Source organism: Rhodospirillales bacterium, from assembly GCA_016872535.1.
Taxonomy (GTDB): domain Bacteria; phylum Pseudomonadota; class Alphaproteobacteria; order Rhodospirillales; family 2-12-FULL-67-15; genus 2-12-FULL-67-15.
The window spans coordinates 14041-36846 of sequence record VGZQ01000001.1; the positions used below are offsets into that span (position 1 = coordinate 14041).

The 22806-nt window shown below is 63.9% G+C and carries 23 protein-coding genes; 9 read left to right on the forward strand and 14 right to left on the reverse strand.

The window, feature by feature from the left end:
• Positions 1-7: 7 nt before the first annotated feature.
• The 13 genes from FJ311_00090 to FJ311_00150 all read right to left on the reverse strand — a co-directional run bounded on the left by FJ311_00090 (position 8) and on the right by FJ311_00150 (position 12837).
• Positions 8-1495, reverse strand: coding sequence for an amidohydrolase family protein (locus FJ311_00090; protein ID MBM3949835.1), 1488 nt, complete (start codon positions 1493-1495; stop codon positions 8-10).
• 3 nt (positions 1496-1498) lie between these two features.
• On the reverse strand, positions 1499-3400 hold the full coding sequence (locus FJ311_00095) for a TRAP transporter fused permease subunit (GenBank protein MBM3949836.1): 1902 nt from the start codon (positions 3398-3400) through the stop codon (positions 1499-1501).
• Positions 3401-3442: 42 nt separating this feature from the next.
• On the reverse strand, positions 3443-4480 hold the full coding sequence (locus FJ311_00100) for a TAXI family TRAP transporter solute-binding subunit (protein MBM3949837.1): 1038 nt from the start codon (positions 4478-4480) through the stop codon (positions 3443-3445).
• Positions 4477-5895 carry a UbiD family decarboxylase gene (locus tag FJ311_00105; protein ID MBM3949838.1) on the reverse strand — a complete coding sequence of 473 codons (1419 nt, stop codon included), beginning with the start codon at positions 5893-5895 and terminating at the stop codon, positions 4477-4479. Before FJ311_00105 ends, FJ311_00100 begins: the two co-directional genes overlap by 4 nt.
• Before the next feature lie 88 nt (positions 5896-5983).
• Complete coding sequence (locus FJ311_00110; GenBank protein MBM3949839.1) at positions 5984-6364, reverse strand: 4a-hydroxytetrahydrobiopterin dehydratase; 381 nt, start codon at positions 6362-6364, stop codon at positions 5984-5986.
• Positions 6365-6452: 88 nt separating this feature from the next.
• The gene (locus tag FJ311_00115) at positions 6453-7037 is read right to left on the reverse strand and encodes a cytochrome c (protein ID MBM3949840.1); all 585 of its coding nucleotides are present in this window, start codon (positions 7035-7037) and stop codon (positions 6453-6455) included.
• The gene (soxC, locus tag FJ311_00120; protein ID MBM3949841.1) at positions 7024-8334 is read right to left on the reverse strand and encodes a sulfite dehydrogenase; all 1311 of its coding nucleotides are present in this window, start codon (positions 8332-8334) and stop codon (positions 7024-7026) included. Before soxC ends, FJ311_00115 begins: the two co-directional genes overlap by 14 nt.
• 385 nt (positions 8335-8719) lie before the next feature.
• Positions 8720-8920 carry a hypothetical protein gene (locus FJ311_00125; GenBank protein ID MBM3949842.1) on the reverse strand — a complete coding sequence of 67 codons (201 nt, stop codon included), beginning with the start codon at positions 8918-8920 and terminating at the stop codon, positions 8720-8722.
• A gap of 136 nt (positions 8921-9056) precedes the next feature.
• Positions 9057-9494 (reverse strand): cyclic nucleotide-binding domain-containing protein, encoded by a 438-nt coding sequence (locus FJ311_00130; GenBank protein MBM3949843.1) that lies wholly within the window; start codon positions 9492-9494, stop codon positions 9057-9059.
• A 13-nt stretch (positions 9495-9507) separates the two neighbouring features.
• Complete coding sequence (locus tag FJ311_00135; GenBank protein MBM3949844.1) at positions 9508-10551, reverse strand: 2Fe-2S iron-sulfur cluster binding domain-containing protein; 1044 nt, start codon at positions 10549-10551, stop codon at positions 9508-9510.
• Between the two features lie 55 nt (positions 10552-10606).
• Entirely contained in the window at positions 10607-10945 is a 339-nt protein-coding gene (locus FJ311_00140) for a Rieske 2Fe-2S domain-containing protein (GenBank protein MBM3949845.1), read from the reverse strand.
• Between the two features lie 122 nt (positions 10946-11067).
• Positions 11068-11562: a hypothetical protein gene (locus FJ311_00145; protein ID MBM3949846.1), complete on the reverse strand. Its 495-nt coding sequence runs from the start codon at positions 11560-11562 to the stop codon at positions 11068-11070.
• 33 nt (positions 11563-11595) lie between these two features.
• Complete coding sequence (locus FJ311_00150; GenBank protein ID MBM3949847.1) at positions 11596-12837, reverse strand: aromatic ring-hydroxylating dioxygenase subunit alpha; 1242 nt, start codon at positions 12835-12837, stop codon at positions 11596-11598.
• A gap of 643 nt (positions 12838-13480) precedes the next feature.
• On the opposite strand from FJ311_00150, the gene FJ311_00155 reads away from it, so the two are divergent.
• From FJ311_00155 to FJ311_00180, 6 genes are all read left to right on the forward strand, one after another.
• Positions 13481-14617: a nitrate ABC transporter substrate-binding protein gene (locus FJ311_00155; GenBank protein MBM3949848.1), complete on the forward strand. Its 1137-nt coding sequence runs from the start codon at positions 13481-13483 to the stop codon at positions 14615-14617.
• Between the two features lie 286 nt (positions 14618-14903).
• Positions 14904-15677, forward strand: a complete 774-nt coding sequence (locus FJ311_00160) for an ABC transporter permease (protein MBM3949849.1) — start codon at positions 14904-14906, stop codon at positions 15675-15677.
• A gap of 5 nt (positions 15678-15682) precedes the next feature.
• Complete coding sequence (locus FJ311_00165; protein ID MBM3949850.1) at positions 15683-16558, forward strand: ABC transporter ATP-binding protein; 876 nt, start codon at positions 15683-15685, stop codon at positions 16556-16558.
• Between the two features lie 78 nt (positions 16559-16636).
• A complete protein-coding gene (locus FJ311_00170) occupies positions 16637-17428 on the forward strand; it encodes an ABC transporter permease (GenBank protein ID MBM3949851.1) in 792 nt (263 codons plus the stop codon).
• A gap of 22 nt (positions 17429-17450) precedes the next feature.
• Positions 17451-18314, forward strand: coding sequence for an ABC transporter ATP-binding protein (locus FJ311_00175; protein ID MBM3949852.1), 864 nt, complete (start codon positions 17451-17453; stop codon positions 18312-18314).
• 9 nt (positions 18315-18323) lie between these two features.
• On the forward strand, positions 18324-18527 hold the full coding sequence (locus FJ311_00180) for a hypothetical protein (GenBank protein MBM3949853.1): 204 nt from the start codon (positions 18324-18326) through the stop codon (positions 18525-18527).
• Positions 18528-18537: 10 nt separating this feature from the next.
• On the opposite strand, the gene FJ311_00185 is transcribed toward FJ311_00180, so the two are convergent.
• The gene (locus FJ311_00185) at positions 18538-19506 is read right to left on the reverse strand and encodes a LysR family transcriptional regulator (protein ID MBM3949854.1); all 969 of its coding nucleotides are present in this window, start codon (positions 19504-19506) and stop codon (positions 18538-18540) included.
• A gap of 66 nt (positions 19507-19572) precedes the next feature.
• Between FJ311_00185 and FJ311_00190 the strand changes: the two genes are divergently transcribed.
• From FJ311_00190 to panB, 3 genes are all read left to right on the forward strand, one after another.
• Positions 19573-20343 carry a sulfite exporter TauE/SafE family protein gene (locus FJ311_00190; GenBank protein MBM3949855.1) on the forward strand — a complete coding sequence of 257 codons (771 nt, stop codon included), beginning with the start codon at positions 19573-19575 and terminating at the stop codon, positions 20341-20343.
• A gap of 15 nt (positions 20344-20358) precedes the next feature.
• Positions 20359-21387 carry an aminomethyl transferase family protein gene (locus tag FJ311_00195; GenBank protein MBM3949856.1) on the forward strand — a complete coding sequence of 343 codons (1029 nt, stop codon included), beginning with the start codon at positions 20359-20361 and terminating at the stop codon, positions 21385-21387.
• A 339-nt stretch (positions 21388-21726) separates the two neighbouring features.
• Positions 21727-22653, forward strand: coding sequence for a 3-methyl-2-oxobutanoate hydroxymethyltransferase (gene panB, locus FJ311_00200; GenBank protein MBM3949857.1), 927 nt, complete (start codon positions 21727-21729; stop codon positions 22651-22653).
• Positions 22654-22806 lie beyond the last annotated feature (153 nt).

Consider the following 22806-nt stretch of genomic DNA (forward strand, 5'->3'; position numbering starts at 1 on the left):
AAACCGCTCAGTCGCCCGCCGGATAGCTCATCGGGCAGGCTTCCTCCGCCGTGCGGCCGAGCGGGTCCCATTCCGGCAGGCTCGCCCACACGCGTTCGCCCGCTTCCTGCGCCTCGGCCCGCAACTCCGCGACATCGACGTTCGGAATGACGCCGCCTTCCATGCACACACGGCCGTCGACGATGACGGTGTCCACGTCGTCGCCGACGCCGCATTCGACCAGGCTCTTGATCGGATCGCGGATCGGGCCGAAACGCAGCGAATTGCGCCCGGCGAAGTCGATGATGACGATATCGGCGCGCGCGCCCGGCGCGAGCCGTCCCAGATCGTCGCGCCCGAGGGAAATCGCGCCGCCCAAGGTCGCCGCCGCGAACACCTCGGCCGCGGTCGCGGCCAAATAGGTGTGGCTCATGATCTTGCCGAGGTACGACGCGCAGCGCATGTTGAGGACCATGTCGCGCGGATAGGTGTCGGAGCCGAGGGCGATGTTGACGCCCGCCGCGCGGTATTTCTTCCAATTATCCAGGGTGCGGGCGCGCCGCACGATGTTGATCGGGCAATGGGAAATGGAAGTGCCGGCCCGGCCCATCAATTCCAGGTCGCGGGCGCGCGAATAATTGAGGTTCGAGTTGTCGGCGACGAAATTGCCGTGCCCGATGTTGAGGGTCGGGCGCAGCATACCTAAGGATTCGAGCAGCTCGATCGGCGTACACCCGTGCTCGCGCACCACGTCGTGGAATTCGAGCACGCTGTAGGCGGCATGGGTCGCCATCGGCAATTTCAGGCGATCGGCGGCCTCGCGGGTGCGCTTCAGGACCTCGACGCTCGAGGTTTCCACCTCGCGCGGCACCAGGATGCCGCGTACGCGCCCTTCGGCCTTGCCGTCGTGCCGGGCGATCCAATCGAGCGCGGTGGCAAGGCCGTCGAGGCCCGCCTGATCGTTGCGCACGCGCTTCAAACGCCCTTTGTCGTCGCCGACCCAGCGTCCGCAGTCGTAGCCTGGCGCAAGATACGCGCGCGTACCCAAGCGCTCGACTTGGGCCAACAGCGCGTCCTGGACCTTCAACTGGCTTCCGTATTCGACGAAGGTGGTGACCCCGTTGCGCAGCAGCTCGACGACCGTGAAGCGGGCATTGAGGCGGAACGCGGCTTCGGCGCCTTCGTCGCCGTGTTTCAGATAACGCGGATCGCCCTTGACCACCCTGCCTTCCTTCGGCACCGAGATTTCGAGAAACGGCTGGCCGAAGTATTCGGGACGGCCGACATCGGCGATCAGGCGGTGCGAGGCGCGATGGCCGGAATGGACGTGGGTGTCGATGAATCCCGGCGCGACCAGCTTACCTTTGGCATCGATGGTCCGGTCGGCGCGGCCGGCGAAAGACTTGCCGACGTGGAGAATCTTGTCGCCTTCGAACACCACGACCCCGTCGCGGATCAGGACGTGCCCACCCCGATCGAAGCCGACCACCCAACCGCCCTCGATTTTCACGCGCATGACCTAGACCTCCGAATCCGACATGATCTTTTGCCGCCGCGGCACGATTTTGCAGCGCCAGTATTGCCAGCCAAAAATCAGCACGATCCCGCCGACGCCGATCAGGTCGGTGAGCGGATCGGGATCGACCAGAAGCGGCGACAGCACGAACAGGACGATTCGCGCCGGCCAGGCGATCGGCCCCAGGAAAAATCCGCCGAGCGCGGACGAAAACGCGAAGATTCCGAAACCGGCGGTCGCGATCACGCGCGCGATCCGCCACGGCTCGCCCTGCAGCAGGATACCCTGGTCGAAGACGAAGGCGAACGGGATCATGAATCCCGGCACCGCGATCAGGAAGGCGTACCAGCCGGTGGTCCATAGGCTGGCGCCGCTGATGCCGGCGGCGGCGTAGGCCGCGAGCGCGACCGGCGGCGTCACCATCGACAGCACCGCGAAATAGAAGATGAACATGTGCGCGGCGAGCGCCGGCACGCCCAGATGTTGCAAGGCGGGACCGACCAGCACCGCGGCGACCAGGTAAGCGGCCGAGGTCGGCATGCCCATGCCGAAAACCAGCGTCAGCGCCATCGCGCCGACGAGCGAGATCATCAGCGAATCGCCGGCGACATGGAGCAGCCAGCGTTCCAGGTTGAGCGCCATGCCGCTTTGCACCAGCACGCCGACGATGATGCCGGCGACCGCCGACGGGATCGCGACTTCGGCTGCGGCGCGCGCGCCGCCGATCACCGCCTCGTACATGGCGGAGAGGCTCATGCGGGTCGAGGCACGCACGAAGGCGACGGCGACGATGGCCACGACCGACGCGGCCCCGACCAGCCGCAGCGAGAATCCCTCGAACAGCAAGTAAATCATTATCCCGAGCGGCAGCAGAATGTGCCAGCGTTCGCGCAAACCGGCAAAGGATTCGGCGATCGGCAATTCGGTGCTGGGGGCGAGGCCGTGGCGGCGGCTGTGGCTATCCACCACCACGTACAGCGACAGGTAATAAAGCGCCGCCGGCACGATGGCGGCGAAAGCGACCGAGGCGTAGCTGACGCCGACAATGTCGGCGAGGATGAAAGCCGCCGCCCCCATCACCGGCGGCGCGAGCTGCCCGCCGGTCGAGGCGGTCGCCTCGATCGCGCCGGCGAGCGTGCCCTTGAACTTGGTCCGCTTCATCAGCGGGATGGTCATGATTCCGCTGATCAACACGTTGGCGACCGCGCTGCCGGAAACGGTACCGAACAGACCCGATGAAATCACCGCCGCCTTGCCCGCGCCGCCCCAGGCGCGCCCGGTGGCGCAATAGGCGAGATCGACGAACAGCTTGCCCGCGCCGGAGCGTTCCAGGAACGCGCCGACCACGACGAAATAGAACACCATGTGGGCCGACGCCGAAATGGGCGTGCCGAAGATCGCCTGGGTCGAGAGCACTTGCAGATCGACGAAGCGCATCAGGCTCATGCCGCGGTGCGACAGCACCCCCGGCAGGTAGGGCCCGAGAAAGACGTAGGCGATGAAGATCACCGCCACCAGCATCAGCACTATCCCGGCGATGCGCCGGCAGGCCTCGAGTAAAAGCAGAATCAACAGCAGCCCGAACGCGTAATCGAGGGGCAATACCTCGTCGACGCCCTCGATCCGTTCGGAAATGCGCAAACCCTGGGACGCGAAGTACCCGGCGCACGCGAGCGCCAGGATCGCGCACAACACGTCGACGGCGGGAACGCCGTCCTCGGGCTTGCGCCGCGCGTTCCAACCGATGACCAGGAAAACGATCGCCGTCGTCGCCCCGACGTGGATGCCGAGAAAGGCGACTTCGTAGATCGAGCGGCCGAGAGCAAGCGGCGCGAACTCGACCGCCGTCAGCGCGAGCGCGATGAACCCGAGGAAAAGACGAGCATGGGCGGCCGGAAGTACCACGGAACGCCGAGTCCCCGCAACGGGCCGGCCGCCCGCATCCGCTTATTTCAGAAGCTTCGCTTCCTTGTAGTACTTGACCGCGCCGGGATGGAGCGGGCAGTTGCCGTTGAGCCCCGGTTCCGCCGCCCGCTTGGGATCGAAATCGGCTAGCGCGGCATGGATCTTGGGCAGCTTGTCGGCGTTCTCCATCACCGTCTTGGTGAAGATGTAGGCGACGTCGTCGGAAACCGACGACGACACCAGGATGTTGGAGACCGCCATCACCGTCTTCACCGGCGCGGCTTGGCCCTTGAAGGTGTTCGCCGGAATCTCGGCCGTCGCCCAGCCGTTCTTCTCGACCATGCCCTTGATGACCTTGTCGGGCAGCGGCAGCATGACCATCTCGTTGAGCGTGACGATCTGGGTCGCGGCCGGATGGCCCTTGGTCACCACGTGGGCCCAGCCGTGGGCTTGGCCGTCGCGGATGCTTTCGGCGGCGCCGGAACGTTCGGTCGCCTCGATCATGCCACCTTTCTTGGCGACGTCGTCCTTGCTGGACCCCAGCAGTTCGAGCACCTGGCGCACGCCCTGCTCGCCGGTGCCGCCGGCGCGCGTGGTGAGCAGGTGGAACTTGTTCTTGCCGGCGGCGATCTCCTCCCACGAAGTGATCCCCGACTTCTTGGTGACGAAGGTGCCGAAGTAGTAGATGTCGAGGCCGCCGATCAGGCCGCGCACCTTGGTTTGCTTCTCCTTGAACGCGCCGAAGCCGCCGCAGCCTTCGGCCGAGGTCACGGCGAAGCTGATGCCGAAATCCATTTCGCCCGACTGGATCAGCTTGATGTTGCCAACACCGCCCGCCTTGGGCAGCACGTTGATCGAGGAACCCGCCGGCAGTTTGGGCTTGACCAGTTCGGCCATGCCGGCGCCGTAATTGTACCAGGCCGAGCCGACCCCGACCGTGCCGAAGGCGAGATCGACCTTTTGCTGGGCGTGCGCCCCGGGAACGACGAGCAGCATCCCGGCGGCGATGGCGATTCCATGGATAACTTTCATGATATTTCTCCCTGTTTTGACGACGGTCGTTTCGTTGATTCCGATCATAACCCGATCCCGGCGGCACTCAAAATGCCGCGCACGCGCGCGCGTTGTTCGTCCGAAATCGTCAGGCGCTCGGCAAAATCCTTGCCGACCGGGCGGGTGGCGTCGATCCCCATCTTGGTCAGCGTGAACGTCTCCGGATCGGACGTCGGATCGAGGATCGCGCCCTTGCAGCCCGGAATGAGAACGATGTCCTTTTCCGCGCGTACCCGGGTCGCGATCGCCCACATCACGTCGCTCATGTCGAAAATGTCCACGTCTTCGTCCACCACCACCACGTACTTGGTGTAGAACTCGGTGCCGAGCGCGGCCATGATTGCCTGCTGCGGCTCGCCCTGCGCGGTCTTCTTCATCTTGATGAAGGCCATGAACGCGCCGCAGGTCCGGTGCGGCACGTGGACCGCGATCACGTTGGGCAGGTTGCGGCGGAGCGTGTTGAGAATTTCGCCTTCGCGGGTGACGCAGGAAATCAGGATATGGTCCTGCGACATACCCGACGCCACCGAATGGAACATGGCGTCGCGGCGCATGCGGATGCGATGCGCGACGAAGACGTTCTGCGTGCTGCGGTAGGACGCGTAGCCGGTGAATTCGCTGAACGGGCCCTCCGGCTCGCGCACGCCCGCCAGAATTTCCCCTTCAATCACGATTTCGGCCCCGGCCGGAATCTCGAGATCGGAAACCCCGCACTTGGCGAGGCGATAGGACTCGCCGAACAGGCCGCCGATGATTTCGAATTTGCGCACATGGGGCGGATAGGCGTAGACCATCGAGCCCATGTAATGAAGCGGATGGATGCCGAGGGTAATGGCGGCGGGAAGCGATCGGCCGCGCTCCTCGGCGCGGCGGTGGAATTCGTACATGCGCCGGCGCGAATGGAGGGAAACGCCGAGCCTATTCTTGCCCTTGACCATCAGCCGATGAAAGCCCGTCGTGTCGACGCCCGAGACCGGATCGCGCGCCGCGATCTGGCCGGCGGTGATGTAGGGGGCCTGATCGACCGAGAAATGGCGCGGGATCGGAAGCTTCGCCAGGTCGACCGCGTCGCCCTCGATCACCACCTCGTTCCAGGCCGGGTTGGCGACCGTTTCGCACGGTATGTATTTCTGGCAGCGCTCGCGAAACGCGGTCGGCAGATCGGCGGGCGCGACGCCGAGGCAGGCGGCGAGCAGTTTGCGGTTGCCGGCGATGTTGGTGACGACCGGGATCGTGTGCCCTTCGACGTTCTCGTAGACGACGACCGGGCTCTTCCCCATCTGTTCGAGTTCGAACACCAGCGAGGTGATGTCGAGGTCGGTCTTGACCGGCGTCCGGATGCGGACGAGTTCGTCGGGAAAGTCGCGCTCGACCATGGCGAGGAACCCGCGCAACGATTGGCGCTGGGTCTTCGCGTCGGCGCGAACATCGCCGTCGGCCATCGGACCATCTCCCCAAGTTGTTCTATTGTTAGTACCTTATCCGGCAACTTTAACACGACTCCGCGACCGGCGAAAAGCCGCGCCGCCCTTATTTATCGCCGTAATCAAGATATTTGAACTCGGGCCGATCAGGGGTTCCGGGCAGGGGGCTTCCGTCTTTCGCCGGGCGCCAGCCAATTAAATCCTCGATCTTTTTCGCCAACGCAAAATCCAGTTCCGTGATTCCGTTCGAATCGTGGGTCATCAAGCGGACCGTGACCGTACGAAACGAAACCATCAGATCGGGATGGTGCCAAGCGGCCTCGGCGAGGTGGCCGACGGCGTTGGCGCATAGGAGGCTCGAGCGCCAGCCGCTGGTGCGGTAGACCCGTTCGAGGTGTCCGCCCTCCAGCGTCCAGGCCGGCAATTCGGCGGCCAAGCGGGATCGGACGTCGCTTTCGGCCAAAACCGGGGCCTTGGTCTTGCCCATAATCGGTATCCCTGAAAAGAAAACCCGGCGGGTTATTGCCCGCCGGGCGTAGCCTACCGTGTCCGGGAGGATCGGGCTACTTCAACGATTATTGGCAGTCCTTCATGCAACGAACCGCCTTCACGTCGGGGCGATCGTCGGGAATGAAGCCGTCCTTGTTCGGCATCTGCACCGCCGCGAGCGATTTGGCGTCCATGACCGCGTCTTCCTTCACCAGCCCGTTGAGGAACAACAGGTAGGCCGAAAGCGCGTAGACCTCGTCGTTGGTCAAGGTTTGCGGGGCGGTCATCGGCATGGCGCGCCGGGTGTAGTCGAACAGGATCGGCGCGTACGGGTACATGCTGCCCGGGGTCAGGACCCGTGCGTTGGTCTTGAACGAGCCAATACCCCCGAACAAGGGGCCGACCTGATCGCCGGCTTTGCCGTCCGCGCCGTGGCACGGCAGGCACTTGGCGGCATAGATCTCCTTGCCCTGGGCGACCGAGCCCTTGCCCGCCGGCAGGCCCTTGCCGTCCGGGGTACGGATGTCGATATCCCAGGCGGCGATGTCGGATTCGGCGATCGGCTTGCCGAACTTGGCGGCCGGACGCTTCGACGACTGGGCATAGGCGGTGCCGCCGGCAACGAACGCGGCTGCGGCCGCGAGAGCGACGAGAGTCTTAAGCGATCGCATTTTTGACCTCCCCGTTGGCATCGATGGACCACGGGAAGACCCCGTTGTGATGCTGGACGAATCCGACCAGCGCGCGCGCTTTCGCGATCTCGGCGACGGTCGGTTGCACGTAATCGGTGGAATCGACGGCGCGGCTCGCGACCTTCGCGGGCTGACCATTCCACCGCCAGCGGTAGGTGAAGCGGGTCAGGCACTTGTCGAGGATCGGCCGTTCCAGTTCCGCCTGGCGCCAGGTTTTGCCGCCATCGGTGGTGATGTCGACCGCCTTGATGTGGCCGTTGCCGGACCAGGCGAAACCCTGGATCTCGTAATGGCCGGGGCCTTGCATCTTCATCCCGCCCGAGGGATTGGTGATGACCGATTTGCACTCCATGGTGAAGCTGAACTGGCGCCATTTGCCTTCCGGCATCGGGTCGGTGTAGCGCGCGGTTTCGCTGCGGAAGTGCCAGGGCTGGTCGGACACCTTGATCCGACGCAGCCACTTGACGGAAACGTTGCCTTCCCAGCCGGGGATAAAGGCGCGAAGCGGATAGCCGTTCTCGGGGCGGAGCATCTCGCCGCCCGAGCCGTAGACGATGAGCGTGTCCTTCATCACTTTTTCGATCGGGACGCTGCGCACGTGGCCGGAACCGTCGGCGCCCTCGAACATCACCCACTTGGCGCCAGGCTGCAGGCCAGCTTCGTCGATCAACCAGGAGGCCGGAACACCGGTCCACTGGGAGCACGACAGAAGTCCGTGGGTCTGCTGCACGGTCTTGGAACGGGCCTGGGTCCAGTCGGTGAGCCCGTTACCCGAGCATTCCATGAAATGGAACCGCGACACCGACGGATAGCGCAACAGCGCGTCCATGGAGAATTCCAGCGGCTGCTTCACCATGCCGTGGATGACGAGCTTGTGGGTCTTGGGATCGATGTCCGGCGTGCCGGCGTGATGACGCTCGAAAATCACGCCGTTGGGGGTGATGATCCCCTTCTGGTACTGAAGCGGCGACATGCTCCAATCGGAGAAGTTCTGCTTGTTGACGAACACGTCGGTGCGGCGGCGCTTGTATTGCGTCTCGAACTTGGAAGGCATGCCGTAGGCCTCGGCCTCGATCGGCCGGCCCATGCTTTTCGCGGTTTCCGGCACCGCGAGTGCCGCAGCCTTGGCCGGCTTGGCCGCGCCCACGCCGAGGGTGGCGAGCGCGCCGCCCGCCGCGGCCGCGCCGAACAGCACCTGACGCCGGCTCGGGGCCGACGGCGCATTCGGCGGACGATTTTCCGATTCGATCGGGTAGAGGAGCTTGGACTCGCTCATGAACGGTCTCCCTATGTTGTGGCGCCAAGCGGCGCGGCAGCGTTCGCCAAACGGCCGAGTTACGGCCGCACGGCTATTCGGACACCGGACGTTCGAGAGATCGAGATGCCCCGCCTGACGCGGCGCATCGATTACGTCCCCTCCCCGTCCCCCTCTCTCTGCAAGCCGGTTTTTATCGGCCGTAAGCTTATGCCTAGGTTCGACTTGCGAGTGAGGATTAGAAAGCCTCCACGTAGGAGGCAGTATCGGCTTGGGGTTGTCGGTTTGTAAAATCTATTAATACTATTGTTTAATAGTTTCTGTCTTACCCGGCAAGAACCGCCCTCGACGACCGGTCCGGTCGCGAGCGCGATTGGGAAACGACGGCGCGGGAAACGCGAGGCGATTATTGCAACGCAACCACCGCCACGACGACCGCGACCAGGACGATTCCCGGCCAGAAGAACCCGATCTTGCCCAGTCGGGTGTTGTGGCAACTCCAGGCGTACGCGCAATTGCCGGAACAACCCGGCGTTTCGCACGGATTGATTTTCCGGTGCAGGCGGCGAAAGGCGGATTCGCCTTCCATCATTTCGTCGACGGTCATGGGCTCGCTCCATCAGAATGGACCAACGAAGGGGCCTTAATAAGTCAATTCTATGACCCTATCGTTTTGATAACAGTATTCTATCAAGCTGGTCGGGCCGATCCTTGACCGTGGTCAAGCGGACGGCGATGGCGATTCAGACAGCAAGGGCCGACAGGAAGTCCCGGGCGATCAAGCCGGCGAGCCGGCGCATCACCAGGTAGCCCGACGCCCGGTCCTTGTCGAAAATCATCAACAAGGCCTTGGCCGGAATCACCGCGATCGTGCAGGGCTCCAGGCAATCGGCGGTCGCCACCCGGCGCGGGCGCTCGTCGATCAAGGCCGCCCAGCCGAACACTTGGCCCGGGCCCATCACCGAATCCGTCCCGGCCCGGTTGCCGACCCCGATCGAGAAACGGACCCGGCCCTTGGCGACGATGTAGATCGCCTCGGCGTCGTCGCCCAGCTCGTAAACCCGGTCTCCTTCGTCGAACGTCTCCTCGCGCGAGGCGCGCGCGATTTCCGCCAACGCGGCTTCGGACACGCCCGCGAAGAGCGGGGTTTTCCGCAACAGTTCCGTGATCGCCTGGGTCATGGGTGGCTCCTCTTCAGCCGAATTTGTCGTAGCGAATGTCCTTGGCCGGCAGACGCGCGTCCATGATCAGCATGCGCAGCGCGCCGTCCACCATCGGCGGCGGGCCCGCGACGAACGCGACGACGTTATCGTACTGTCCGGCCATGGTCTGGGCCGCGACCGCGTGGACGAACCCGGTCGCAAAGCGAAGATGCGCGTGGCGGGCGCGCAAATTATCCGGTGCGTTGCCTTCCGACAGCGCGACGGTAACCGCGAGATTGCCGCCGGATCGGGCGGCGATGTCGTCCATCCGGTCGAGGAAAAAGACGTCGTTCGCGGTGCGCACGCCGAAAAAAACGTGACCGCGGCGGCGCGCGAAATGTCCGGTGCCGTCGGCACGGGCGAGAATCGCCATCATCCCGGCGATACCGCTGCCGCCGGCGATGCAAAGAAAATTCTTGTCTTCCTCGGGGCGATAGACCGCCCGCCCAAGCGGGCCGAATACGTGTACCCGTGTGCCGTTGCGATCGGCGGCGAACAGCCATTCGCTGAACTTGCCGCCGGGCTTGGCCTTGATCACGAATTCGAGCCGCCCGGCGGGGGCCGCGAAATTAACCATCGAGTACGCCCGGCCGCCGTCCACCTCGGGAACGGCCAAGATCGCGAATTGGCCCGGAACGAATGTCATCGCCGGATCGAGATCGAGCGCGAACGCCACCACGTCGGCGGTGAGCCGCGCGTAGGCTCCGAGCGTGCCCCAATGATATGCGGGACGCGGAAGCAATTCGATCTCGGGCGGTATTTTGCCGGGAACGAAGACGGTGCAATCGCCGGCCGCCGATTCCTGGCAGAGCAGAAATTCGCCGCGATCGGGTTTGAGATAGGAGCGCGCCGGCGCCGCCGACCATCCGGGCACGATCGAGCCCGATATGGCGCGGGCCTTGCAGGTGCCGCAGGTGCCGGTCGCGCATTCGTAAGGGAGAGCCACGCCCTGGCGCAGGCCGGCGTAGAGCAGTTTTTCGTCCGCGGCGCAGTCGAACGTCCGCTCGCCGGCCTTCGTTTGAACGACGATTTTCATCGCGCGCAACGGTTCTCGGCGCCGGGCACGACCACGAACGGCGAACGGCGCGGAGTCATTCCTCGATGTATTCGTATACGATCGGCTTGTCGATGAACGCGAGCAGGTCGGTACCTTCGACCTTGCTTTGGTAGAACTTGATGTCGCGTTCGGCCTCGCCCTGCTTGGCGCCGGTCTTCAAATCCCATTGCCAGAGGTGCTTGGTGCAGGTGAACACGCCGTCCTGGTAGAGCCCGGATTCGGCGAGCGGTTCCTCCATATGCGGGCACATGGGGGGAATCACCCGGAAATCGCCGCCGAGATTGACGGCCACGACCTCGACGCCGTCGACGTCGAATTTCCTGACCGCGTTGACGGGAAATCCCTCGATCGAGCACACGCGCTTCCAGGCCATGAATATCTCCCGAAGTTGATCCCGGCGCGCCGCCGCCGCCCGAAGGGGGCGGCGGCGGAACCGGCTTTCGTCTCTATAATCTTTCCGGGGCGAGCGGCAAGCCCCGCGCGCGGCGGCCGCCGTTACAACGGCCAGTGCGAGCCTTTGTCGAGGCGGCGCGTTTCCAGGCGCACCTCGCGCTTGACGAACTTGGGCGCGCCGCCGTTGAGACGGAATTGGTCGACGTAGCGGCCCACCACGAACAGGCGATTTTCCCCCGAATCGATGTGGGAATTGATGCCGTCCAGCATGTTCTGGTAAATCACCACCGACGTCACCGCCTGGGCGGTTTTCGCTTTGTCGTCCACCTCGACGGTATAAACCGTCGCGTGGCGCTTGAGCGGCGAATGATCGGTGTTGTGCTTGGGCAGGATATCGACCATCCCGATCAAGTCCTGCCGATTACCCGAAAAATATGTCATGTCGCGACGGATTTCCGGGCTGTAGGCGGTGATGGCATAGTTGAAATCGCCGTCGCAAAGCTCGAGCCAGTCCCTGAACTTGTTCTCGTCGAGCAAAAGACAGCTCTTGTAGATCGTTTCCTTGACGGATTCGATCGTGTCCCTGGTTGCGGTCATGGCTTCTGTCCTTCCTGTCTGGAGCGATACGTCCTACTCCGCCGCTTCCATGTATTTGCGCGTCGGATCGCTCGGCAGGCGATTCATCCAGCGGCCCCATTCCTGATAGAAATGGCGCATGCCGATTTCGTCGTGAATGGTCTCGTTTTCGTGACGCGCCTGGATGATCCGGCGCGGCTCGGCGCCGGTCTGCATGGCGGTGCCCTGGCCGGCGACGCCGATCAGATCTTCATGCAGGTTGCGCCCGAACGGTCCCCAGATCGAGTTGTGGTGCTCGATCCGCTGCATCCGCTCCTCGGCGGTGTCGCTCTTGAGGCCGAGGCCGCGGAATTCGATCAGCACCTTGTCCGGGCCGAGCGGGGTCATGAGATCGACCCGGAGCGCCGAGCCGCGCAGGTTGAAGTTCGCGCCCGGAAACAGATCGACCATGTACCACTGGTTGGGCGGCAGGCCGGGGAACGACAGCGCGGCGCGCGAATGGGCGCCCTGATACTTCTCGTATTGTACCTCGAACGTGCCGACGACCACGTGGCCGTTGTCGAAGGCCATGTTCTTGCGCGCGAAGTAGGCGTCGTTAAAACCGGTGATCCGGTTATGGTAGTGCATGTAGTCGTGATAGAACTCGCTGTTGGTGTCGTGCCACAGCTTGTAGTTACAGCCGATGATCGCCTTGTGGTAATGGAAGACCTCGAGCGGCGCGCCATCCAGGTTCTTCTGGATGCATTCGAGCGCCGGACCGGCCCACTGCTGGACCGTCTGCGGGTTGTTGTCGTCGAGGGTCACCCACACGAAATTGCCGAAGGTGGTCTCGCAGCGCAGTTCGCGCAGGCCCAAATCCTTGCGCGAGATGCGGTCCTGGTAGCCTTCCTTTTCCCGCGTGATCATCACGCAGTTGCCCTTCATGTCGAACTGCCAGCCGTGGAACATGCAGGTCATGTGCTTGGGATTGCCCGACGCCTGGCCTTCCATGAAGGAGCCCGAGGGGCGCCGTTCGATCAGCATGCCGCGATGGGGGCAGATGTTGAGGAAGGCGCGGATCTTGTTGTCCGGGCCGCGCACCACGATGATCGGCTCGCGCGCGATGGTGAGCGTGCGGAAATCGTAGGGCTCCGGCACCTCGGATTCGTGGCACACCGGAATCCACGTCTTCTTCCAGATCTTTTCCAACTCCTCCTCGAAAATCATGGGATCGGAGTAAATCCGGCTGTCGACGAACTCGTCGATGCGGAGCGAGTTGGGAGGGGTATTCCACTGCGCGGCGTTCCTGGACGGCATGATGTCTCTCCTGTTGCGGCTCGCGTTGGCCTTGCCGATCGCTTCGGCCCGGCCCGGTGCCGGACTTGGCGCTAAATTTTAAAGTCTTCCGCTTCCGCGGCATAGCTCCCGCGCGCCCGGCGTGCGTATTGGCCACACGAAAATAGCGCGCGTTCCGCGTAAGGCCGAACAATCTAAGATCCGAAAAGCAATTTGTAAAATCTATCAAACTTATTGGTTGATATGCGCAGTCGATAGTTAACCTCGGAAAATTGTGCTTTTGTGTTATTGATGACTTCTATCAAATGATACGGTTATAAAGCTTTACAAATGGCGCGGATTGTTTTTCATAAGACCACCTAAAGAGCACCGACTGTGACGCTTTGGACGACGATCCAAGGACAAAGCAGACGAAAAAATTCGGTGCAACGGACAAGGTTTAGGGAGGATTTACCGGGAGACGCCGCGCGAATGGATCGCTGACATTTCCGCGACACAACCATCGGCACGCGAGTTCGGTTTAGCGGCCGGGCGGACTTTTGCCCGCCGGTCGAGCAACCCGCCGCCGTCCCGTTGGCGCAACCCGGATGAGCGCTTCGAATCGACCCCAAGATCAAGAAACTCGAGCGACAGGCTGACTTTTCACCATCAAGGGAGACATGACATGAAGATGAGAATCGGAAGCATTGCTTTGTGCGCGGCGGTCGGGATCGGCCTTGCGGCCCAGCCCGCGTCCGCCGCCGTCGACTTCGGCAAGCCGGGAACGCCGGTGAAGCTGGTGGTCGGCTATCAGCCCTACTACACCCAGTCCTGGTCGGGCGTGGTGATGAACGGCAAGAAGTTCTGGGAAGCGCGGTTGCCGAAAGGCTCGACGGTCGAATTCCAGATCGGCCTCCAGGGCGCGATCATCGTCAACGCCATGACCGGCGAAAAACAACACATGGGCTATGTCGGCGACATGCCCGGCATCGCCGCCACCTTCCGCTATATCAAGGAGCGCGGCGGCACGGATATCCGCATCATCGGTTCGCTCGGCACCTCGAAGCAGCAGTGCAACGTCTTCTTCGTCCGCAACGACGCGCCGAAGTTCAAGAACGGCGTCGAGGCGGTCAAGTGGATGGACGGCAAGGTCACGTCGTCCCCGCACGGCAGCTGCACCGACCGCTTCGCCCGGCTCGCCTTCCAGAAGGCCGGAATCAAGCCGGACAAGTATCTCAACCAGAACATCGAGGTGATCACCACCAACTTCCGCGCCGGCAAGCTCGACGCGGCGGTAATCTGGGAGCCGACCGCCTCCAAGCTTGAGCTCGAAGGGATCGCCCGGCGCGCGGCGAGCGGCGAGGACTTCGACGCCCTCGACGGCGGCTTCCTGATCGCGCTCAACGACCTGATCCAGCAGCGGCCCGACGTCATCCGCGCCTGGATGGAAGCGGAGCTCGACGCGCAGCTATTCCTGCTCGACCCGAAGAACGCGGGCGAGGTCGCCACGATGGCCCAGCAGCAGACCGAAAAGATCGACCGCAAGATCCTGTGGGCTTCGCTTTACGGCGAATACCCGAAAGATGTCGGCGGCGGCGAGGTCAAGAACCAGCTCGAGTACATCGTTAACGACCGCGTGCGCAAGCTGCTCGACGACGCGACCGCGTTCCTTTACAGCCTGGACGCGAAGCCGGCGGCTGCGGAAAAGGTTCGCCCCGAAGCGGTCGCCGACCAGACCGCGCGCGAAGTTTTGAAGGCGCGCAATCTGTCGAGCCCGCTCGGCGTGATCAAGGCCCAGCCGATATCGGCCTTTAAGCCGTAAGTCGGGCGTCGGAATGCGCGGCTCCGGGATACATGTCCCGGAGCCGCCGCTCCGAACGGGACTTTCGCTAAAACCACCGGATGTTTCAGCGCGACCGCGCGGCGGCACCGGTCAACGACAGTAACGAGAACCAAGGACGGCTCCGAATACGATGAGCGGTGACGGAATCACGAGCGCCATGCCCAATCCCGGGACCGTCGAGGGCGGACGGATGCAGGCCCCAACCGGATTGGCCCTGTTTCGCTACCACATGAACAAGAAACTGCGTTCGCCGGCGCCGTACCTGATGGTGCTCGGCCTCGGCACGTGGGTGCTGCTCTACTGGCTGTTCTGCGAGGTGTGGAGGCTGCCGCGCTTCGAGAAAATGCCCGGTCCCGTCGCGCTCGTCCGCGATTGGCTGTCGCCGCATCCGTTCCAAGGCATCTCGATCTATACCGAGGTCTATTACACCCATATCTGGGTCAGCGTGCGGCGGATCATGATCGCATTCGCCATCGCCACCGTGATCGGCGTGCCGCTCGGCCTTCTCATGGGCTGGTCGCGGCGTTTCAAGGACTACACGTTCCCGATCCTGGAAACCTTGCGGCCGATCCCGATTCTCGCCTGGGTGCCGCTCGCCATCCTCATGTTCAAGGGTCTGGAAACCCCGGTGATCTTCCTCGCCACGCTGGCGTCGCTGTTCGTCACCGTGCTGAACACGCTGCTCGGCGTCGAATCGATCGACGAAGCCTACTTCCGCGCCGCCGGGTGCCTCGGTTCCAAGCCAAGGCAAGTCTTCTGGCACGTGGTGGTGCCCGGATCGCTGCCGTTCATTTTCACCGGCCTGCAGATCAGCATGGGCGTCGCCTGGTTCTCGCTGGTCGCGGCCGAGATGGTGTCGGGCGACTACGGCCTCGGCTACATGATCCTGTCGTCCTACGTCAACAGCGTCACGGTGCCGATGGTGATCGGCATGCTGACGCTCGGCTTCGTCGGCTGGTTCACCTCGGCCTTGGTGCGCATGACCGGCAATCGCCTGATGCAATGGCGGACGCGCGCGCTGGCGCTGGAGGGCCGATGAGCGCCATGACCGCGACGACGGCCGTTCACGGCGCCGCCGCGCCCGCCGCGCACCGCGGCGGCAAGGGCGCGATCAGCATCAAGAACGTGACCAAGATCTACGATCCCGGCGGCGTCAACGTGATCGCCGTCGACAACTGCTCGCTCGAGATCGCGTCCGGCGAGATTTGCATGATCGTCGGCCCCTCGGGGTGCGGCAAGACCACGCTTTTGAACGCCATCGCCGGTTTCCACTCGATCACCACGGGGACCATCCATCTCGACGGCGAGCTGCTGTGCGGCCCCGACAAACCCAAGGCCGAGCAGGGCGCCGACCGCATCGTCGTCTTCCAGAACGGCGCGCTGTTCCCCTGGAAGACGATCCTCGATAACGTCGCCTACGGACCCATCATCCAGGGCCGGCTTTCCCGCGCCGAGGCCCGCGACAAGGCCGCGCACATGCTGGCCGAGGCCGGGCTGCACGACGTCGGCGACAAGTATCCGGGCGAAGTGTCCTCGGGCATGGCCCGGCGGGCGGAGATCGTGCGCGCGCTGATCAACGACCCCAAGGTGCTACTGCTCGACGAGCCCTATCGGGCGATGGACGCGCTCACCAAGTCGATCATGCACGAGGCGCTGCTCGAGATGTACGACCGGACCAAGGTCACGATTTTCTTCATCACCCACGATCTCGAGGAATCGATCTTCCTCGGCGATCGGGTGGTGGTGATGACCACCCGGCCGGCCAAGGTCAAGCAGATCGTCGACGTGAAGATTCCGCGGCCGCGCGACTACAAGATCCTCAGCTCGGACGAATTCCGCCAGTTGTTCGAGCAAGCCAAGGGCGCGGTCCACGAGGAAGCCATCAAGGCCTTCGAGGCCGGCGAGCGCGAGCTCGCCTGAACGAACAACGGGAACGATTCCATGGCCGTCGCCTCTTCATCCCCTTCGTCCGGTTCCTCCCGGTTTTCGCTCCGCGGCATGTTCGCCAGCCCTGTGTTCTGGCGCGGGATCGTCGCGATCGCGGTCGCGCTCGCGTTCTGGGAGCTGTGCTCCCGCTCCAAACAGATGTTCGGATTCCAGGTGCCGTGGATCGGCATGGTCCCGCCGCCGACCGCGGTGGTCACGGCCTGGGCCGGCGTCGTCACCGAGCTCGGCTATTGGCAAAGCTGGTATCTGAGCATCAATCGCGTGCTTGCCGGCTTCATCGCCGCGCAAATCGTCGGCATACCGTTCGGTCTCGCGCTCGCGGTCAACCGCTATTTCCGCGATATCTTCTTCCCGCCGTTCGAAATCCTGCGCCCGATCCCGCCGCTCGCCTGGGTGCCGGCGTCCCTGATCTTCTGGCCGACCAACGAAATGTCGATCGCGTTCGTGACCTTCCTCGGCGCGTTCTACACCATCGTCATCAACGTGCTCGGCGGCGCGCGCACCATCAACATTCAGTACCTGCGCGCGGCGCAATCGATGGGCGCGACCCAATGGCATCTGTTCTGGAAGATCATCCTGCCGGGCACGCTGCCCTCGATCTTCACCGGCGCGGCGGTCGGCATGGGCATCACCTGGGAAGTGGTGGTGGCCGCCGAGATGATTTCGGGCGGCGGCACCCAGGCCGGCGGCGGGCTCGGTTTCTTCATCTGGAATTCCTACATGGGCGGATCGCTCGAGCAGATCGTGGTCGGCATGATCTCGATCGGCATCGCCGGTTATCTCTGCTCGAGCGCGATCCGTTATCTCGGCTTCGCGGCCATGCCCTGGCGGCGGTTGTTCTAGGACGGGAATTGTGGCCATGAACATGACGTCACCGGCGACCGGCTTGGGCGCAATCCCCAGGGTCAACGTCGAGATCCGCGGTCTCAGCAAGGCCTACGGCGAAGCCTGGGAAGTCCAGCAGGTCATCGCCGACCTCGATCTCGACGTTTCGGCGGGGCAACTCACCGTGGTGATCGGTCCCTCGGGCTGCGGCAAATCCACGCTGGTCAATCTGATCGCCGGCTTCGAGCAGCCCGATTCGGGCACCATCAAGATCGACGGCGTGCCCGCCGGCGGTCCCGGGCGCGACCGCATGGTCGTGTTTCAGGAAACCGCCCTGATGCCCTGGCTGACGGTGCGCCAGAACGTCAGTTTCGGACCGAAGCTGCGCGGCGACATGGACCGGGCGACGCTCAGAGCCGAAGCCGACCGGCTGATCGAGAAGGTCGGTCTCGGCGAATTCAAGGATAAATACCCGCTTCAGCTGTCGGGCGGCATGCAGCGGCGCGCCGAACTGGCCCGCGCCATGATGAACCAACCGAAGCTGATGATCATGGACGAGCCGTTCCGCGGGCTCGACGCCATGTCGCGCGAGCTGATGCAGGAATTCTTCCTCAAGCTGTTCGAGGAAAACCGGCGCACCAACCTGTTCGTCACGTCCGAGATCGACGAGGCCATCTTCCTCGCCGATCGGTTGGTGGTGCTCTCCAATCGCCCGGCGACGGTGCGTCGCGTGATCCCGATCGAACTTCCCAGGCCGCGCACCTACGACATGCTGGGCAGCGCCCAGGCGTACGAATACAAGCGCGAGGCCCTCGACATCCTGCACCAGGAAGCGATGAAAAGCTTCAAGAAGGGCAGCGGCCAGAGCGACTTTCTCGAGGCTTACGCCAAGCGGGTTCAGTAGGGATCGCCCTTGGAGCTTCTCGGCCTGGTTGCCAGCCGGCCCGTGGTGATCGCGCTGGCCGTGACCGGCGCGATCGTCGCCACGGTCGGAAGCTGGCTCATGCGCAACCCGGGCCGGTTTGGCGCGCGCGGCGCGCGCCTGGTGTTGCGGATCGGCTACGGCATCACCGGCGTGAGCGTGTTTCTGTTCATCGTTGCCGGATTCATGGCGTAAGGGCGCGTCCTCAGACGCCCTTGGCCTGCGTCCGCCGGGTTTCCGCGGGCGCGCTTGTGCCGCTATTGCCGGTCAATTGTTCGGCCAGAGCGCCGGTCTTAATGGCTTCCTTCATCAATTCGACCATGGCGTTGGTCATCGGCCGCATCGGCTGTGCGTCGACCCAGACCAGTCCGACGTTTTGCACCACCTGCGGCTTCTCCAGCGCAATCAAGCGCGTGCGCGGGAAAGGCCCGATGAAATGCTGGAAGTGACTGGGAATAATCGTGGCGAGGTCGCCCTGCATGACGTGGAACACGAGATTCAGGATCGATTCCGATTCGAGCCTGGGTTTGGGCGTGACTCCGCATTTAGTGAACGCCTTGTTCATCGCCTGGCGTTCGTGGGTCGACGGCGACAGCAGGCAGAGCGGCAGGCCGGCGGCTTCCGCCCAGGCCATCGACGAGCGATTGCCCGCCCAGCCGCGATCGGGGATCAGGAGCGCAAATTCTTCCTCGTAGAGCGGAAGCGTCTTGAGGCGCCCGAGCGGCTGTTCCCCGAGATAGGTGACGCCGATGTCGAAATAGGAATTGATCAATCCGTCGATCATCTTGTCGAGACCGATGAAGTGGGTCTCGATCTGAACGCCGGGGTAGCGCACGAAGAACAGCCGGTCGATCATCGGCAGCACCGGGGAACTCATCGGCATCGCGCCGATGCGGATGCGTCCCTCGAGATTGCGGTGCATCAGGGCGAGCTCCATCAGCATCGCGTCGCGGTCGGCGAGAATGCGCTTGCCCCATTCGAGCACGCGCTTGCCTTCCTCGGTCAGCCCGCTGAAGCGTTGATGGCGCAACACGATCGGGATGCCGAGTTCCTGCTCAAGTTGCTTGACCGCGCTCGATAAGCTAGGCTGCGAAACGTTGCAGCGCTGCGCGGCCCGCCCGAAATTCTTCTCCTCGGCGAGAGTGGCCAGGTACTGGAACTGCCGCAGGAACATGACGATTCAACCCGACGGACGGGCCTCCCTGTTGTTCGGTTTGCGCGTGCGCGCGCCCAGGCGCGCATGATCCCGGTGCTCGGAATGTCGGTGCTTGGCGCGGCCGGCCTCGCGGGCGCCGTGCTTTTCGTCGGCGTGTTGATCGGCGCGACCGGTATCGGTGGCGTGCTGTTGGTGCCGACGCTCACCTTTCTCGGCGACGTGCCCGTTCACCTGGCCGTCGCCAGCTGCAATTTCAGCTATCTGTTCACCGGCTTGGTCGGTACCGCGCTCTATGCCCGCAAGGGCTCGATTTCGTGGGACATGGGCCTGTGGCTCGCCCTCGGCGCCATGCCCGGCGCCTATCTCGGCGCATTCATTCTGCCGCACGTGCCGGGCAACGTACTGCTCGCGCTGATCGCGCTCCTGATCGTGTTTTCCGGACTCAACGCCGTTCTCCGCGCCGAAGACGGCGCATCGACGCGCGAAACGCTGAACAGGAGCGCGCTGGCGGCGATCGGCGTCGTGGTCGGGGTCGGCTCCGCGCTTTCGGGTACGGGCGGGCCGCTCGTGCTGGTGCCGATTCTGCTGTGGCTCAAGATGCCGGCGATCGTCGCCATCGGGCTCAGCCAGACCGTCATGGTGCCGATTGCGCTGTTCGCCACCGCCGGCAACGTGATTCACGGACGCGTCGATTTCGTGCTCGGCGGCGCGCTCGCCGCGATCATGATGATCGGCGCGTTCGCGGGCGCCGATATCAGCCATCGGCTTCCCGCCGCTCAGTTGAAACGGGTGGTGGCGGTCCTGCTGATCGGGGTCGGCGCGATGATGCTGGCCCGGATCGGCATCGGCGCCTGAGGGGAGGCCGCGACGATGGCCTTCGACATCGCGAACGTGATTCCGGATTTCGGCGACGTCGAAGGCGAAGCGCGCGCCGTGCGCGAAAGCGCGGCCTTGTTCGATTTCTCGTTCATCGCCCGCGGGCGCGTCACCGGCCGCAACGCCGTCGCCATCCTGGAGCGCTTTCAGCCGCGCCCCGTCGGCGACATGGCGGCGGGAGCGATTCGTTACGCCCTCCGCCTCGGCGCGGGCGGGGCGGTCGAGGCCGACCTCACCCTCTGGCGGCTCGACGACCATGCCTTCGAGGTGATGAGCGGCCGCCGCCGGGACATCGCCGCGCTGATCGCGCTCGCCGGCGACGGCGCGCAGGTCGAGGACTTGAGCGACTCGAATGCCATTTTCGCCGTGCAGGGGCCGGGCTCCCTCGATGCGCTTGCGCCCCTTGGCGAGCGGGAGCGCCTGGCGGCCATTCCCTATTTCGGCCACGCCGAAGCGATCGTCGCGGGCATACCCTGCCGGGTCGGACGGCTCGGCTATACCGGCGAAAAAGGATTCGAGATCGTCGCCGACAAGGCCGCTGCCGCGCGACTGCGCGCGGCTCTGGCCCAACGCGCGCGCCCGGCGGGTTTCGCCGCCGCCGACATTCTGCGCATCGAGGCGGGGTTCATGTTGTTCGTCAACGAGTGCCGCCTGGGGGCGGACGCGGCCGCGCTCGGCCTCGAACGCCTTGCGCCCCATACCTCCGGCGGATCGCCGCTCCGCCTGGTCGCCTTCACGGCGGAACCTGAGCCGGTCCGATCTCCCTGGCAACCCGAGGAGCTTTATCCTCCGGAGCGGGGCGAGATCGCCGTCACCTCGGCCTGCACCAGCGTCGCGCTCGAAGAGCGGACGATCGGGCTCGGATTTGTCCACGTCGCCGACGCCGCACCGGGCACGCGGGTTCGCGACCGCACGCGCCGGTTCGACCACGTTCGCGTCGAACGGATACCGCTTTACGATCCCGCCAAACAACGACCGCGCGGCCCATGGCCGCCGCCAGCCGCAACCGGGACCAGTCCCTAGGCTGAGCCCAGGCATGGCGCTCCCCCTCTCTAGGTTTCCGCCTGAATTCATATTAGCGTTTGATTGTGGACGTCTATCAAAATTCGCTTAACTGATGTTTTCGTTATCAACTCATAAATGATACCATTTTGACAAGCATTCTCATAAACACGTAGAAATCCTAGGAAAATCAATCTAATTCGTTCCAGGTGGGGGATAAGTCCAGCCGACCAGCGATAAACGGGTTATGTCCATTCCCCTTGGACGATAGCCGCCCTTTCAGCTTCCACCGACCGGCCCTTTGTTTCCGCCGGACCCGGATCCCACAACCGAGCAACAACCCGACAGGGAGAAAGACCCATGGCCAATCCTGCCGCCGCCGAACCGAAGAAACGCAAGAAAATCACCATCACCGAACTGATGCGCAAGATGCGCGAGGGCGAGCAGATCGTTCAGCTCGCCGTCTACGACTACCGCAACGCGGTGGTCGCCGACCGTCTCGGCGTCGATATCCTCTGCGTCTCGGACACCGGCGGCATGGTCCTGTTCGGCCACAAGAGCACGGTCACCGTCACCTTCGACGAAGTGATGATGATGTCCAAGGCGGTCGATCGCGGTTCGCAATACGGCCTGCGCATGGTCGACATGCCTTACTGGAGCTTCCATGTATCGCCCGAGCAGGCGGTCGAGAACGCCGGCCGCTTCGTCGCCGAGGCCAACGCCGAGGTGATGAAGTGCGAAGGCAACCGCCATCACGCCAAGAACATCGAGGCGATCGTCAAGGCCGGCATTCCGGTCCAGGGTCACATCGGCATCACGCCGATGCGCATGCCCCAGCTCGGCGGCTTCGTCGCCCAGGGCAAGACGTCGGATCGCGCCAAGGAATTGATCGACGACGCCAAGGCGATGGTCGATGCCGGTTGTTTCTCGATCCTGTGCGAAGTGACGAGCGAGGAAGTCTGTCAGTACTTGACCGAAACCCTGCCGGTGCCGGTTATCAGCCTGGGCGCCGGCAACAAGGCCCATGGCGTCCACATCATCGGCTCGGATTTGTTCCACCTCTATGAGGAACACGTGCCGCGCCACTCCAAGATCTACACCGATCTCATCCCCATCATCGAGGACGTCTACAAGCGCTACATGGCCGATGTGCGCAATCACGACTATCCGGGCCCCGAGCACACCGTCTACATGAAGGACGAAGAACGGGAAAAATTCAAAAAGCTCATGAACTGGCAGCCGAAAACCCCGCTCGGCCCCGGCAAGCCCGCCTCCTACAAGAAATAACGAGGCCGCCGGTCCGCACCGCCCCCCGTGCGGGTGGGAGAATGGAACCCGAAGGCGTGATATAGCCACCGCCCGGCCGCGCCGACATCGGCGCGCGCCGGTGCCGGTCGCGTACTTCCCGACAGTTCGTTCACGGCCCAGCAATTCACGACA